This is a genomic window from Spirochaetota bacterium, assembly GCA_034190085.1.
Classification (GTDB): Bacteria; Spirochaetota; UBA4802; order UBA4802; family JAFGDQ01; genus JAXHTS01.
The window spans coordinates 1-15,599 of the sequence record JAXHTS010000050.1 but is presented as its reverse complement, the minus strand read 5'-3'; the positions used below and the strand labels follow the sequence as shown (position 1 = coordinate 15,599).

General features: G+C 34.9%; 12 protein-coding genes. 2 read left to right on the top strand and 10 right to left on the bottom strand.

Features of this window, described 5'->3' with window-relative positions; translation table 11 throughout:
* Positions 1 to 173: 173 nt before the first annotated feature.
* The 4 genes from SVZ03_09265 to SVZ03_09250 form a co-directional block, all read right to left on the bottom strand.
* Positions 174 to 1,601: a hypothetical protein gene (locus tag SVZ03_09265; protein ID MDY6934395.1), complete on the bottom strand. Its 1,428-nt coding sequence runs from the start codon at positions 1,599 to 1,601 to the stop codon at positions 174 to 176.
* 13 nt (positions 1,602 to 1,614) lie between these two features.
* Complete coding sequence (locus SVZ03_09260) at positions 1,615 to 2,283, bottom strand: late competence development ComFB family protein (protein ID MDY6934394.1); 669 nt, start codon at positions 2,281 to 2,283, stop codon at positions 1,615 to 1,617.
* A complete protein-coding gene (lon, locus tag SVZ03_09255; protein ID MDY6934393.1) occupies positions 2,273 to 4,708 on the bottom strand; it encodes an endopeptidase La in 2,436 nt (811 codons plus the stop codon). The genes SVZ03_09260 and lon overlap by 11 nt, the downstream gene beginning before the upstream one ends.
* A 418-nt stretch (positions 4,709 to 5,126) precedes the next feature.
* Positions 5,127 to 5,747 carry a DedA family protein gene (locus SVZ03_09250; protein MDY6934392.1) on the bottom strand — a complete coding sequence of 207 codons (621 nt, stop codon included), beginning with the start codon at positions 5,745 to 5,747 and terminating at the stop codon, positions 5,127 to 5,129.
* A 380-nt stretch (positions 5,748 to 6,127) separates the two neighbouring features.
* Here SVZ03_09250 and SVZ03_09245 point away from each other — a divergent pair, with 380 nt between their 5' ends.
* Positions 6,128 to 6,658: a hypothetical protein gene (locus tag SVZ03_09245; protein ID MDY6934391.1), complete on the top strand. Its 531-nt coding sequence runs from the start codon at positions 6,128 to 6,130 to the stop codon at positions 6,656 to 6,658.
* A gap of 21 nt (positions 6,659 to 6,679) precedes the next feature.
* On the opposite strand, the gene SVZ03_09240 is transcribed toward SVZ03_09245, so the two are convergent.
* The 6 genes from SVZ03_09240 to SVZ03_09215 form a co-directional block, all read right to left on the bottom strand.
* On the bottom strand, positions 6,680 to 8,899 hold the full coding sequence (locus SVZ03_09240; protein MDY6934390.1) for a hypothetical protein: 2,220 nt from the start codon (positions 8,897 to 8,899) through the stop codon (positions 6,680 to 6,682).
* A 199-nt stretch (positions 8,900 to 9,098) separates the two neighbouring features.
* Positions 9,099 to 9,992 carry a TRAP transporter TatT component family protein gene (locus SVZ03_09235; protein ID MDY6934389.1) on the bottom strand — a complete coding sequence of 298 codons (894 nt, stop codon included), beginning with the start codon at positions 9,990 to 9,992 and terminating at the stop codon, positions 9,099 to 9,101.
* Positions 9,993 to 10,024: 32 nt separating this feature from the next.
* The gene (locus SVZ03_09230) at positions 10,025 to 11,320 is read right to left on the bottom strand and encodes a TRAP transporter large permease subunit (protein MDY6934388.1); all 1,296 of its coding nucleotides are present in this window, start codon (positions 11,318 to 11,320) and stop codon (positions 10,025 to 10,027) included.
* A 120-nt stretch (positions 11,321 to 11,440) separates the two neighbouring features.
* Entirely contained in the window at positions 11,441 to 12,016 is a 576-nt protein-coding gene (locus SVZ03_09225) for a TRAP transporter small permease (protein ID MDY6934387.1), read from the bottom strand.
* 61 nt (positions 12,017 to 12,077) lie between these two features.
* A complete protein-coding gene (gene dctP / locus SVZ03_09220; GenBank protein MDY6934386.1) occupies positions 12,078 to 13,565 on the bottom strand; it encodes a TRAP transporter substrate-binding protein DctP in 1,488 nt (495 codons plus the stop codon).
* 545 nt (positions 13,566 to 14,110) lie between these two features.
* Positions 14,111 to 14,833: a transposase gene (locus SVZ03_09215; protein MDY6934385.1), complete on the bottom strand. Its 723-nt coding sequence runs from the start codon at positions 14,831 to 14,833 to the stop codon at positions 14,111 to 14,113.
* Between the two features lie 393 nt (positions 14,834 to 15,226).
* Here SVZ03_09215 and SVZ03_09210 point away from each other — a divergent pair.
* Positions 15,227 to 15,599: hypothetical protein (locus SVZ03_09210; protein ID MDY6934384.1), on the top strand; the 373-nt coding region annotated here is incomplete at its 3' end.

Below are 15,599 nucleotides of genomic sequence, written 5' to 3'. Positions count from 1 at the left end.
TTGCCAAGTGTTTATGATAAAAAAAGGACCTATCCCGGAGTCACCGAAAATTACAGACTGAATGTGAAGAGGTATGGCATTTGATAAGGCTATGGCCCCTATTCTCAGCGATGCCTTTTGCAATAGATTATTTAATTTGAAAAGAGTGCGAAGCGTTCTACGCCATCGTCGGATCATATGGAAGATGTTATTCCTAATCCTAATTCGATCATATAACCATGAACATGATCTTTCATTCGTAAAATCATGTATTCATTTCGAATCCTGATGTGAGTAGTATTATTATAGTTGATTAAAACTGAAATTAAATTCAATTTAAGGTTACTGGAAAGTCTGAAGTCAATTCCTGATGTGAAAAGATAATAATCAGTTTGACTGTCGCTAAGAGTCTCATCTGTGTAGTAAGTATTGTCATTCCGATATCTTTCATTATTGTATGATGTATATCCCATACCAAGCAAAAATGCCAGCCTACTGATGGGATTGAATTCGACTCCTCCCTTTATAAATATCGAATTTTTGGTTTTTTGATAATAGGACTCTTCAGTAATATAAGAAGAAGCATTAACTATTGATGGGGTATATATATCAGAAAATTCCAACCCTTTATCATTATAGACATTTTCAAATTTGAGTGTTCCCTCAATTGCAATAGCAAAGAGAGGGTTTATTCTCTTATAACACCCCGCTGATAGAGCAGCGCCCTTCGTATACCTGCCAATATATGAATAATCAGATTTTCCAAAGGGAGAGGAGTCAGGATAGATTGAATATGTAGAGCTTTTGCTGAACTCCATCTCCTCCCTTTTCAATGTAAAATCCCCGGATCTTAATAATATGCCGACATGAGTTCCACTCTCTTTATATAGATATCCAAAGCCCATTTCCGCTGAATAAGCGTAAGTATCTTTCTGGATCTTTGTCTCTTCATAGTATTCATTAGACTCGGTTATGGATATTGAGTTTGTGATTATTTCCATCTCTTTCTGTAAATAACCCAAGGATAATTGGAAACCAATTGAATTTTTCTTTGTAATATTATATCCTACTGCAGAGATAAAAGATGGTGCAAGTCCCTTAATTTTTTCAATAGCATGCACAAGTTCTTGTGCAGATGTTGTATTTAATGAATTCTGTTCCGTCATAGTCACGTTCGATACTGACATATATCTTCTCTTGGATGAGGTGTATATCTCTGATTCTATTCCTGTGAGGGATAGTCCGAAGAAAGACTTTCCTATTACAGCGGTATAAGCAAGTTGAATATTCATGCTATATAGATCAGGTTTGCCAAAGTTATTATACATCTGAAAATCTATAATTTCATTGCTAGACATGTATGAATTATATGAGTAAATATTGTTCAGTGTTGATGAATAGCTGGTATGATGTGATGTAAAGGATGAGAAAATACCTGTGCTATTATTTTTTTTTTGTAGGGTTAAAAGGGCTGGATTTCTTACAACATCAAAGGGGCCGTCAGAGGCAATTGAAGTGAGTAATCCCATTGATGTCGCTTTTCCAGAGGCTAAGGCAAGATCTGTTGTTAAGTGTAATATAATCAAATATATAAAAAAATATGTTAATAGTCTAATAAACATGAATGTTATTCATTTAAAATGAGAAGTCAACCTCCTTTTTTGTTTCGAGTAGAGCGATTGGTATAATGTATGATTTATAAAATGTAAAGTTCTTAACTACATTTACAACTAATTCAATTTTCTTCAATTGAAAGTTAGGATGATTGAAGATTATTTGGAAATTAATTTCATTTTCTTTATCCATCTCACCTTCAATAAATTCAGGCCAAAAATGATAATATCCTTTAGTGGCGTTGTTAGTGATGTAAGGATTTTTCCAGCTTGAATCTATCATCAAGGCAGGTTCTCCCTTGAATAGCAGAAGCGCCTCTACATCAGGTATTATTGAGAATGATGTCTCCTCAAGGACTTCGCCAATTATATGCGGAATAAAATATATCATTTTATCGATCTTCATATAATCTGAGTGTATCTCGGAAGCCCGTCGATTTTTGATTACTTTTATGGCTTCATGTGTTAAAAATAATATGTCAATTCTCTGTTGGAAGGCAAATTGTGATTTGAGCTTTCCATGAAGAACCCCCCTTTCGCTGGTGTAATATATAGGAGGTACCCTATTTAATACATATGTAATTATATCTTGTTTATATGTATTTGAATGTAGTAACTCCTTATCTTCTTTAGATAAGACCTCCTTTACTACGGATATTATTATATCCTCCATAAGATTTTTAATTCCCATCTCTTCCAGATTCCTTTTTTTTATTGTTAAAGGCTATATTTATAACCTCATCCATTTCGTTGATTAAGTAGAATTTTAAGCCTTTTTTTATATAGTCGGGTATCTCTGATAAATCTTTATTATTCGGGGCTGGAAGGATAATTTCTTTCAGGTTTGCTCTCTTTGCAGCAATAATCTTTTCTTTAATACCGCCAACTGGCAAAACCCTGCCGCTGAGGGTTAGTTCGCCGGTCATTGCAATATCAGATTTTATTACCTTGCCGGTGATCAGAGAGAAGAGCGAGGACGCCATTGTTATACCAGCTGAGGGGCCGTCTTTTGGTGTGGCTCCGGCAGGCACATGGAGATGGATACCCTTTTTAAAAAGGGTATCTTTTGTTTTTTCATTCTTTGATAATATATGCTGAATGTATGTATAGGCGATATTGGCTGATTCATTCATCACATCTCCTATCTGTCCCGTTATCTTGAGAGCTTCACCCTTAGAATTTTCAACCTCAATGGCTTCTACCGTTAGCGTAGTGCCACCTAAAGATGTCCATGCTAAGCCATTGACCATACCTGGCTTACTTATTTTATAAACCTCCTTTTCGGGGTAGATCTCAGGTCCAAGATATTCCCTTATCTTTTCATTGCTTAAGAAGCCAGTGGGAGGCTTTTCATTCTTTACAATAAGAGTAGCGACTTTTCTGCATATTTTTTCAATCTGTCTCTCTAAATTTCTCACTCCTGATTCACGTGCCCAGTTAATTATTATGTATAAGAAACCGTTTTTGTCGATCTTTAATGAATTCTTCATAAGTCCATGCTTTTCCATCTGCCTTGGGAGAATGTACTTCTTTGCAATCTGATATTTCTCCTCATGTATATATCCGGATAGTCTTATGATATCCATCCGGTCTGCCAGGACCCTAGGGATAGTATCTAGAGCGTTTGCTGTTGTTATAAAAAGCACATCTGATAGATCAAAAGGGATATCAAGATAGTGATCCCTGAATTCATAATTCTGCTCAGGATCCAGAACATCCAACAGAGCTGAGGCTGGGTCTCCCTGAAAGCTCTGTCCAAGTTTATCTATTTCATCAAGCATGAAAACAGGATTCCTTGATTTACAGATTTTCAATCCCTGTATTATTTTGCCTGGCATGGCTCCGACGTAAGTCCTTCTGTGACCTTTGATCTCTGCTTCATCCCTGATGCCTCCTAGGGACATCCTAAAAAATTTCCTGTTTAATGCCTTTGCGATTGATTTCCCAAGCGATGTTTTACCCGCTCCTGGTGGTCCCACCAGGCATATGATTGAACCCCTAGCGTCGGGTTTCAATTTTCTAACCGCTAGAAATTCTAATATTCTCTTCTTAACATCCTCAAGGCCATAATGATCCTTGTTTAATATCCGTTCCGCCTTTTCAAGATCAATTGATTCCGTAGTCAAATTATTCCAAGGAAGGGATAGTATTGTTTCCATATAGTTTCTGCTAATAGAATACTCTGATGTATTTGGATCCATTAAGGAGAGTCGCTCTATTTCCTCTTTTACCTTGTCCTTAGCCTCTCCCTTGAGTGAGAGCGTCTCTATCTTTTCCTTCATCGCATTGATTTCTCGGGTTCTCTCATCCCCTTCCATCCCTAACTCATTTTTTATTACCTTTAGCTGCTCCCTTAAGAAGAAATCTCTCTGTTGCTTGTCTATTTTTTCATTTATTTGGTTCTGAATCTTTTTCTGAAGCGCAAGCACATCCATCTCTTTATGCAGGAATTGCAGCACTTTTTCTAGTCGCTTCTTGACATTTATCGTTTCAAGGATATCTTGATATTCCTTTTTCTCCAAATTTAGTATTGAGGTAACAAAATCAGCAATTTTGCCAGGTTCATCAACATTTACCATAGTAAGCTTCATCTCTTCAGTGAAGAGAGGATTGTTCTCAGATAACAGTTTAAGCTGGCTTAAGACAGATCTTGTTAATGCCTTTATCTCAATATTCTTTTTATTAGCCTCATCTTCAAGGTATTCCACCCCTGCAATGAAATGTGGCTTTTCTGATGTTATCTCGTTTATTTTAAATCTTTTAATGCTATTAATTAAAACATTTATCCCGCCATCAGGAAGGTTAATCTTCTTAAGAATTTTTGCAGCGGTTCCATATCGATACAGATCATCAACCTTGATCGATTCGATATCGTCATCTTTCAATAAGATAAGTCCTATAGTCCTTGAAGAATTGAGAACCATATCAATGGATTCAGAGAATTTGCCTTGGGAAATAATTAGAGGTGTTACTATTCCAGGAAAGATGGGTCTATATCGAATTGGTATGATGTATAACTTATCAGGAAGGAAATGATCTATTGAAATAAGATCACTCTCAAATATATCAGTGTCAATCTGGATTCTATCGTCTGTTATTATCTCATCAATATCCATTTATTTTCCTCTTTGTGTATTATAATATAAGCTAAAAAAACAATCATATCCTGTTGTTTTAGGCTGGCAATAAGAAAAGATACTTCGCAACAAAGAATTATAGTGAATATTTACTCCTAAGGGATTTATAATCTCAGAATCCCTAAATCCTCCTTCACTCAACAAATAATCATTTTGCATATGTTTGTTGATAAATGAATAGATTTCAATTCCCACACCATTGCATATGATAAAACAAGATTATACTAAAGTCTCAGCTTAATCAACTATTTAATTTACCCAATAGCTTTTTTAGGGATTCTCATTTATTACTATGGGGATTATCCTCATTTGCTGATCCTCCAAAGTGTGTGAAGATATATCTATACGCTATTCTTCACTTTCTAAACGACGAAAAATTATATATTCACAACCCTATCTATTTATTTCTACGCTTGTATATTAGAATAATAACAATAATAATAATAATAATGAAGATAGTAATGACTATATTGTAATTATTTAAAATTTTTCCTATTTTCCCACGTACGATTTCCCAATTATCACCAAGAAGAAATCCTGTATGTATCCATATGAGATTCCAGATAGAGGAACTGATAAGGGCATAAAGAGACACCTTGATTGTTTTTAGTTTTGAAAAGCCAGAAACGATTGAAATCACTGACCTTATTCCTGGAAGGAATCTATTCCCCAAAACAACAAGGTAACCATATTTAAGAAACCACCCCTCAGCAGCATTGATATTCTTTTCTGAGAAAAACTTATAATCCTTGTTATGGAAATAGTCTCTTCCGATAGACTTGCCTATTATGAATAGAATCATAAAACCTATAACGCTGCCAATAGTAGTAGTGAGGTATACAAGCAGATAATCTAATCTGCCTGTACCGACAAGAAAAGCCCCAAAGACGGTTATTGTATCACCGGGAATGGGCGGAAAAAGATTTTCAATAATTGCGCTAAGGAATAGAAAGAGATATATAATCAAGTCATTAGCAGGCAGTATGAATTCCAGTATCCTGTTCAATAGGTTTGCCATTGTATTTGTTTCTAAATCATTAAAATGGGAGCATTCTTATTTTTCTAATTACATAAAAGGACAACCATTTTGAGTCAAAGAGTTCATGTAACAAATTATCATTTAATGCATAAAATAAGCCCTCCATGGCTCATTTTGCCGCTAATTGAATATTTCGATAAAATCATAACACCTCTTCATCCTATAATAATGGGAAGGAGTCAATTGAAAATATCCAGACCCCTGGAATTGAAATCTGAATAAGGACAACCCCTGAAAAGGTATAAATAGGTAGTTTCCTGATTATTAAGACAGAAAAAGTTATTGAAAATTATTTTCTTCCAAATTATATAATATTGCAAGAACAATCCAATATTGTTTTGATTATTGGGAGGGAGATAATGCGGATTTTTAGGCTAATACCTAGTTTATCTTTAATGATTATAATGGCCTGTTCCTCAGCACAGAAGGACCCAGTATTATTACAGAATAATGGCTTTTTAAGGATTGATCCTGAATCTGAAGAGTTATTCAGGGTTCTCATAAGCTCTGATGGATATCACTTGTCTCAGATGAAGTCTTTAAGCACTATCAGGCGTTTGAATGATGCTGATGGTGATCAACGCATCTGTGAGGAGTTAAGGAAACTCGATAAAATTGATGAGAAGAGGGATGGTGTTATTACTGTGTGGCTGTTCCCTGATTCCGGACAATTGATGAAGGTTAGACCAAAGGTTCTTACATATCTAATGGAGATTGATAATCTTATAGTTGAAGACGTAAAGAGATGGAACTTTGATTTTCCTGAAGAGGTGGTTGAACCAGCCTTCTTTGATATTAAGTATAGAATTATCCTTCGAAAGAGACAATCCGATGAGGAGATAATGATGGAAGTAAGGGAAAGGATCAGAGAGAAGAGAGATAGGCGATAGATAGCAATTTATAATTACAAATTAAAGGGATGAAGTATTAATAATCAATCTAACAGCATTTTCATCAATTAAAAGCTTCTGGGATATGTCATAGGAAGACCATCCCTTCATGGAGAGTTCTCTTACAGTTTTAATAATATTATCATTAATGTTATTCCCCAAAGGAATATCCCCCTTTAGCTGTTTAGCAATTGGATTATTGTTCTCTACTGCCTGAAGAAAATCTGCAAACTGTCTGATCTTTTGGTCTGTCTCATTAAACATCTTTTGAAGCTTATTATCTGTTTGGTTAACCTCTTCCCGTATTGACTCTACTTTTTGAAACATAGCATGAATCTGATCAATTCTCTTCTCTATGTGAAGGGTCAATCCCTCTAATTCAGCGAATTTATCCTCCACTACCTGTATCTCCTGTTCCCTTGATTTTAAAATCAGGGTTTTTTCTTCAGTAGATCGCAGGTACTCTGTTAGCTTCTGGATTCTCTTTTCTGATCTATCGATTGTGCCCTTGAAGGCCGCAATCTTTCCTTCAATACTCTTTGATGTCATTTCAGTTTTATATATGGATTCAAGGTTATTAGAGATAATGTCATCATATTCGTGAAGCTCTGCTATCCTTGACTCCAGATTAGAATAACTATCAGTTAGAGCGTCTATTCTCATATTTACTTGATCAATTTTTATTATGTTATCATCCAACTGATGAGATTTGTTTGTAGCAAATTCTGATACCTCCATAAGCGCCTTAATATCGGCTTCAAAATTTTTTATTTTACTCTTCTTTGATTCAAATGCCTTTAGTTCTCGGTCAACAGTAATCCTCAAGTCCTCCATGCTCTCAATATTTTCCAGTAATCTTTCGAGTCTTTCTGATTTATCACCTGCCTCATCCAAAATCCTTTGAAAATTCTCAACAGATTTATTGACCTTCCTGAACATCTCTTCACTCTTTGAGAATATTTTGTGATCCTCCTCGTATTGTAGTATTTCATTCATAATATTCCTTTGTCGTTGTTCCATGGAGGAGAACTCATTTTGAATCCTTTCCATTTGATGATTGCTATAGCCATTATATTGTTCCTCAAGGGTTGACATCTGACCAATGAGATTATTGAACCTGGTTTCAATAGATTGATACTCTGTGACTATATTTCCCAATTTTTCATCAATCGTTTCTGTTATGCCTTTTTCCAGTTCAATATATTTCTTTTCAAAAGCATCAATCTTTAACCTGATCTCTTCAGCCTCTTTTCTCGTTGCCTTTACAATTTCATCCTTCTTTGAGATTGTGTGGATATCCAGATTATCTATCTCAGCTCTAGCCCTATTAACCTCTTCCTCAAATGTTTCAATCAGCCTTGTCTTGGATTCGGATATGCTATCTTCCATGCTCCTTAGCCTAACATTCATCCTTTCTATATTGATATCAATCTTTTCAACATCTGCTATTGATTTTTCAAACTTACATACCTTAATATTTAACTCCGAGATGACCTTCTGTTCTGTTGTCTCCAATTTAGTTTCCAGGGTGTTTATAGATTTTGCTGTTATATCGATCTTATACTGTATATTATCTAAAAGCGCATCGCCTGTGTCAGTGATCCTCTGTTCCATATTCGAAATGGAATCAGAATAATCCGTACTCAAAAAATTTATTTTTTCCCTAGCTGAAATAAGTATTTCATTTAACTCGTTTTTCACTGACTCTCTAATTTGATTGATCTGATTAGATGTTTCCTCAGTAAGTTCACTTGATCTCCTGCGAACCCTGTCGTTAAAAGCCTGAATTATTATAGAACTTTCACTTTCAAGTTTTGGCAACCTCTCTGTTAATGAGCATATTTTCTTTTCTATTTCGTTAAAGCTAAGACTTGATGCACTAATGAACTCAATTTGTTTATTTACATCCCTTGCAGCGCTTGAAATAACATGAAGGTCCTGTTCAGCCTTCTTTAACATTGTCTTTTCATTATTTAATCCTTCAAGTCTATTCTCTAATTCGCTTATAGACTCTCTTAAGTTTGCAATTTGAGAGTTTGCCTTTTTGATTAGGATATCCATTTCTATGGTAGCATCGTTATACTTTCTGTTTTCAAGGTCAGCGAGTTTTTTAAAGTCGTTAAAAATCTTTGTTGAGTACCTTTTTAATTTTATCATTCTTAGATTAGAGCGGTCAAGTCTTCTAAAGAATAGAATTGTAAATAAACATAAAATAAGTGTTAATAAATTCCAAATCATCATATTTCTCCGCTCTTAAAATATTTGTATATAATCAGTATTATAGATAATTCCCAAGTTACTTCCCACATATTCAGCTATGTAAACCCTTTGAATTGTAGACATTATGAACATTATTACTAAATAATAATAAAAAATTGTCAATCTATATTTATGTCACATAATAATTGATTTTTTTTATTTTTTTCTCAAGGAACGCTGCCTAGTCTACCCAATAGAAGAATTCGCTTTTATTATTAAGAAGTCTCCTAGCCTTCATCTTTGATATCTCATTAAGCAGAGCTATATTGGGATATTTAGAAGTCGGAGTATTTATTACGATTTCTAACATCTCGTCAAATTTATCTTCTAATTCATAGGGGATGGCATAGAATTCAACATAATAGACATAGGCTAGGTGTAGTGAAAAATTGCTTATTTTCATCACTTTTTTGAATTCTTCCTCAACCCTTTCCGGTGTTCCGCCCATCATAGGGGGCATAAAGGCAGCTATTACCATTTGGAACAGATGGGATATGCCATAAAAATATTTTTCATCCTCTTCAATAGCATGTTTAATCATATGCTCTAAATTATGGAGATGCTGAACAGCCATTGCATCCTTGCTCATTGTCTTAAGCATGCACATCCCCCATGATAAGGCGGTCCAAATGAGGGCAGGGACATAATCCTTCCCCATATCTTCAATAGCCTCCTTTGTCGCCTCGATGCCTCCCTTTTCATAGGCCTCTTTGAAATCATCATCTGTCATTAGGGCACGCAAACCAAATTCCTTAGCAATGGTGTAGAGTTCAACTGAAAATTCCTCATTCTCATCCTCTATAAGCATCGCATAGGATGTGTAAGCCATGCTAACCGCAACAAGGTAGGTTTTATTATCAGGTGTCATCTCTGCCATGGCAGCTAAAAGCAGGATATTCCCGGCAATTCCTTCTTTGGCAACGCTTCCGCTTCTCTGTTTTAACATTGAATCTATCAGGTCAGGCACTGCTGGACCTATCATATTTAATGCCTTCTTCTGTATATAATGACTACCGGCACAGCCTGAAAGTAAAAGCAGAGCAAAAACTGGAAGATGAATAACTCTCTTAAGCATTATTACCTCCTTAGTAATATCGATTCGTTGTATCATAAGGAAAATATTTGAATATTAAGAAATCTTACAAGCCACAAGCTTAATCCCTCCCAATAGGTAATGATTATTAGACATATTATTCCAACTAAAAAGAATGGCAACACTCCCTTAAGTATTTCAATAATAGGTTTCTTAAACCGCAGACTGGCTATGAAAAGACTCATCCCAAATGGCGGTGTCACATATCCCAATTCCAAATTGATAAAGAATATTACAGATAGGTGAAGTGGATCTATCCCGTATAGCTTTGCGACAGGGATTATTAGGGGTATTACAATTAGTATTGCTGAAAAGAGATCCATTATCATCCCAACGATAAGCAGAAAGGCATTAAGAAAAATCAAAAAGGGCAGTTTATGGGTTATGAATACCTCTGAGTAATCCATTATACTCTGAGGGATTTCGTGTATGACCATATAGTGAGACAACGCCAGAGCGCTTCCCATTATGAGAAATATTGCTCCAAGCATCATCATGCTTTCACATATTATATTTGGCAAAATACCCCACTTGATCTCCCTTAAAATACATCCCTCAATTATTATAAATCCTATAACGGTTATTGTAGCAGCCTCCTCAATTGTGATGATTCCCCAAAATATACTAATCACTATACCTATCAATAATGGCATTTCCCATCGTATATTATATGTCGCTTTTATGCACTCCTTCATGGAGAATGGTTTTGTTTGGATATCCTCCCTATTGCTCTTAAACATAGAATATACAAAAAAGGATGTTATTACTAGAAGTATGGGGATAAAACCAGCTACATAGATTCCTTGGATGCTAGTCTTTGCAATTATTCCATAAAGAATAACTGCAAAACAAGGCGGAAAGAGTATTCCGCTACTGCCGGAAATAGCAACCAATCCAAGTGAAAAGTTATCGGAATAATGTAATTTTTTTAAAATGGGAAGTGTTATCCCCCCGATCACAATTACGGTTATTGCTGAAGCCCCAGTGAATGCTGTAAATATTGAGGCTGACAAGAGAACTGCTAAAATGGTTCCTCCCTTTATTGATCCCGCGATTGCCTCAAAAAATCTTAATAACCGTGTTGCAAAATTACTTTCAGCTATATAATATCCAGCAAGGATAAATAGCGGAAGCGCAATAAAACCAGGGGCTGAAGCGAGTCGATAGATATCCTGAGCTACAATGGTTAGGCTCTCTCCATCATGTAGAAAACCTAGTAATGCCACCCCCCCTACAACGGCAAAGATGGGAGCCCCAATGAGGAAGAATAATATTATAATTAAAAGGATTATTAACAAAAAATACTCCACAATATCCTCACGCAGTTTATTGATGATTAAATCTTACTTAAAAAAGGTAGTCTTACTATGGGAGTAAAAATATATACTTATACCAATTAATTGAAAAGTTGCGAAAATCGATTTGAATAATTAAATCTCTTCTCCCCCGCTCTTCGCTTCTTCTTTCTCTTCAGGAAAAGGTATTCCTTTTGCAGCCTCAAGAAACCGAACAAAATATCTAAATGCAATCATAGCAAATACATAGATGAGTATTGTAGCAAAATACCAACTCTTTATCCCAAGAGATGGGATATCTATTCCCCATTCCCTTTCAAATCTCACATAATTGAATACACCAATACAGAATAATACCGCAACTGGGACAATGGATAGGTTTATTAAAATGATCAATATTCTATTTATGTATGCTCGCTTCTCAAAGATGTGAAAAAGGATATTGAAATTAACCTGTCTATTGTATCTGGATGCTAATGCACCTCCCAGGAATGCGACCCATAAAACAGCCTGTTGAAGAATGGAACTTACCCATGGAGGGATAGAAAAACCGACATTTCGTAAAATAATACTCCCGAAGCTCAACGTCAAAATAAGTAGGATAATTGCAATTATGATATATCTCTCTAAAATAGAGAAAATGGTCTCAATCTTCCTCAAATGGAATGCCAGCTTATATCCGATTGAACTATCTGCCCTGTTAAGATTCATAGCAATTGATTATTGAATTGGTAATATACCTATTTTTTTACAAAGATTACACATTCCCATATTATTCATAGGGTGTCCATTCCCTAATCCATAACCATTCGTCATAACCATCGGGATAAATTCCATCATCCAGCCATCTATTCACCTTGCCGCTCCTCTTTGCTTCCCTATACTCTTCCCGATATTTGAGAATATCATCAAGAAACCATTGAGGATATGTATCTTCTCTATCAGCGAGAGTGCTATATAAAGGCAAAATTTTTCCCTTTACTTTTGTTATTTCCTTTCTGGGGAAATGGATTAACTCCAATTTCCCTGAACTAATAAGCCTCTGCCTTGCTTCACCCTCAGCCTTTCTAATAACCTTTCGGCCGATTTCCTTTAAGGTTTTATTCATCGATAATAAAAGATCCCTACAAATAGCAATCCCATCCTTACTCTGGAGTCCCATAAGACCTCCATACTTGTTAATTATACCTACAATTGTACTAAAAAAGGATTTATCAATAATAAGAATGCCCGCAGAAAATCCACTTAAGGGATAGTCGGTAACATAATTATAGTATGGGGTGGTTTGAAGCAGAACCTGCCAATAATAGGCGCATATCATTGAATCAATTATTCCAGTGGCAGAATTCGGAGTAAGATCCCAAACCCTGCTGACTATTACCTTTCTAAATCCTAATGCCTTTGTGATTTCTGACGCAATACGTGATCCTACAAATATGGGAAAGCTTAGTTTTTTGAGATCCTCTGCAGTTTTTACAGGAAAATGTCTGGAAGCGATAGCATACCAACATCCTCCATCATTGATGCCGCCTAGTACAAATCCTCTCTTATTCAAAAAATTATTTATTGTTGGTGCTGCTTTGCCCCATATCCAATCAATCTGACAGTACTTTAATTCATCCCAATAAAGATTTGGCTCATAGTCATAAAGAAAGGGGAAATCAAAAACTGAAAGCTCAGGTGCTACCATCTGACCCATGATCATCTGTCCGCCACACCACTGCAATTCCCCAAGTTTGATCTTTCTTATAAAATCAGGCTCATCCCCTAATACTCCGCCTGGATAAAAAACAATTTTTAATTTGATATTATTTGTATACTTGCTAATTATCCTATCAAAATCATAGCGAATACCATAGACAATATCGTATTGGACTGTTCCCTTAGGTGCAGTCGCTGATCCCTTCTGAACAATCGCTATAACTGGATTATTACCCAATACAAGTTCTTTTAAATAGACTTTTTGCTTATTCTTTATCTTCATATCATCTAACATTAAATCAACATCAATCCTATATTTTCGAAAAATTTTATTGGGATCAACGTTTTCCCTTTTTGAATTCAAGAGTTCCTTCCACAACACTTGATATTTAGAAGGCACCTTCAACTCAAGCAGGGGCTTAAGTTGTTTATGATTAAAAGTAAAAACCTTCTTCTTTTGGGCAAAAGAAGTGATTGGTAGTAGAAATAAGATTATTGTTAGTATTAGAAATAATAGTAGAAACGATAATGATTTCTTCTCATATCTTCCATTTCTCATAATAAGACCTCAAATCAATAAATAACTCTCAATTTTTCATATCAGTTACTTCAATAAAATCGAGTTAATATGATACTATTAGGTTTAATAGATTTAAATAATGATCACAAAATAGAATATGATTAGATAACCAACCAGTTTATGAAAAGATTTGCAATTTTGGATTATTATAATAAAGGTTGTGAGTGTATTGACAATAGGATTTACATATAATCGAATTTAATCTATATTCTATATTCGGTATTATTTGCTCAAGTAATAAACAATAAATTACTCAACCTGACTGACTTTTTGTGAAGTGATGAGCAATCGAAATAGCTCTTAAAAACTGAATTTTAATTTGGCCAATCCTTTATTTACTCTAACATATCAACCCTACAATGCAATGTAAATATTCTAAAGATCTCTTATTGATGTACAAGTGTAAGACTTTCTTCTATTTTACTTTTTTACATAGACTAGTCTTATTACCATTAACATATTTCATTATTTTCCCCAGATTATATGCTATTGCCATTATTAGAAACTCAAGCTTTACTTTCCTTTTAAAAAGAAACATCTTCTTTGTCATCTAAAGAGGAAGTTCCTTTATCATTATCTCCACTACCTTCAGCATATGTCTCTTCTTTACATCTATATTGGCCATCCTTTATGACATCTAGTCTCTTTCTGATCTTCTCAAATTCTTTTTTCTTCCTCTCTTCAATATCCTCTTTCAATTCATCTCGCTCCTCCCATTCTCTTAAATATCTGTCAACGTGTTCAACTATCTCCTTCTGCCTCTTGATCCATTCAGACTTCTTCCGCTTCTTACTAAAACTCGCCTGTGCCTCAATCTTGCTACCGTCCAATGCGAATAAGCTATTAGTTCTTACGATCCCAGCATCCACGGCTAAGGATATTAAAGATTCAAATAACTTTCTAATCTCCTCGCGATGCCTTATCCTGAAATCACAGATTATCCTGCGTTTTATTATATGACCACCAGCTAAATATATAAAACGTAAATCAGTCCTCACTAATTCTGACATCTTCACACTGCTGGTTATACCCTTATAAAATGCATACAATAAAACACTTAAATGATCTTGAGGAGAAAACATCTTCCCTCCCTCGCTGCTGTAACTACCTGTTATGGAACCTATATCTAATTTCTCTAATAACGCTTTGAATAGAAAAACTTCATCACCCCAACAAAGGCGATCTCCTACATAATGATTTGGGAAAAGTATCCCTTGCTCACTCTGATTTTCTTTTATTCTTTTCATTACTACCTATCCCCAGTTCCCGCCAACCCTCTCATTGAAGTATAAAAACCGTCATGCAGTTGAAATTCTTATTGTCAATATAATTAAAAGTAATATAATACTATAACTTCCAGAAAAAAAATACTAATATATTAACCTATAATATTTGTAATGGTAACAACAAATTTCAAAGAGCAATAATTCTCCAGCAAGGAAGGGGAAGGTGGATTTTGAACATAAGTGCAATAACACCTATAAAATATTGGTTTATTGCCTATTTCATCGGTTGTTGCGCTATTTCCTTATAGATGATAATAAAAATAGAGTCAAGTTGAGGAGATTAAATAAATAATACCATTCTAAATCTGCTAATTAAGATACCACCTGTTTAATTATAAACATGGGGAGATAATTATGATTGAACTCCCAGATTATAAATTAAATGAAGAGATTTTTCAGGCTTATCATTCCTTTCTATACAGAGGGACAAGGAAAAGCGACAACAAACCGGTTCTAATAGAAACATTCCTTACAGAATTTGATACACCTATTCAGGCTGCACAATTCAGACAAGAATTCTCGATTATCAAAAACCTTAAATCTGAAGGTTTTATTAAGTCGTATGACACTCAAAACTTCAGAGATGGTCTTGCTCTCATACTTGAGGACTTCCCAGGTGAACCGCTTTATAAAAATATAAATATTTTGCATAATGATATTATCAAGTTTCTTTTTGTTGCCATTCAGCTTACAAAGGCTCTAAGTGAGATTCATCATGCCAATATCA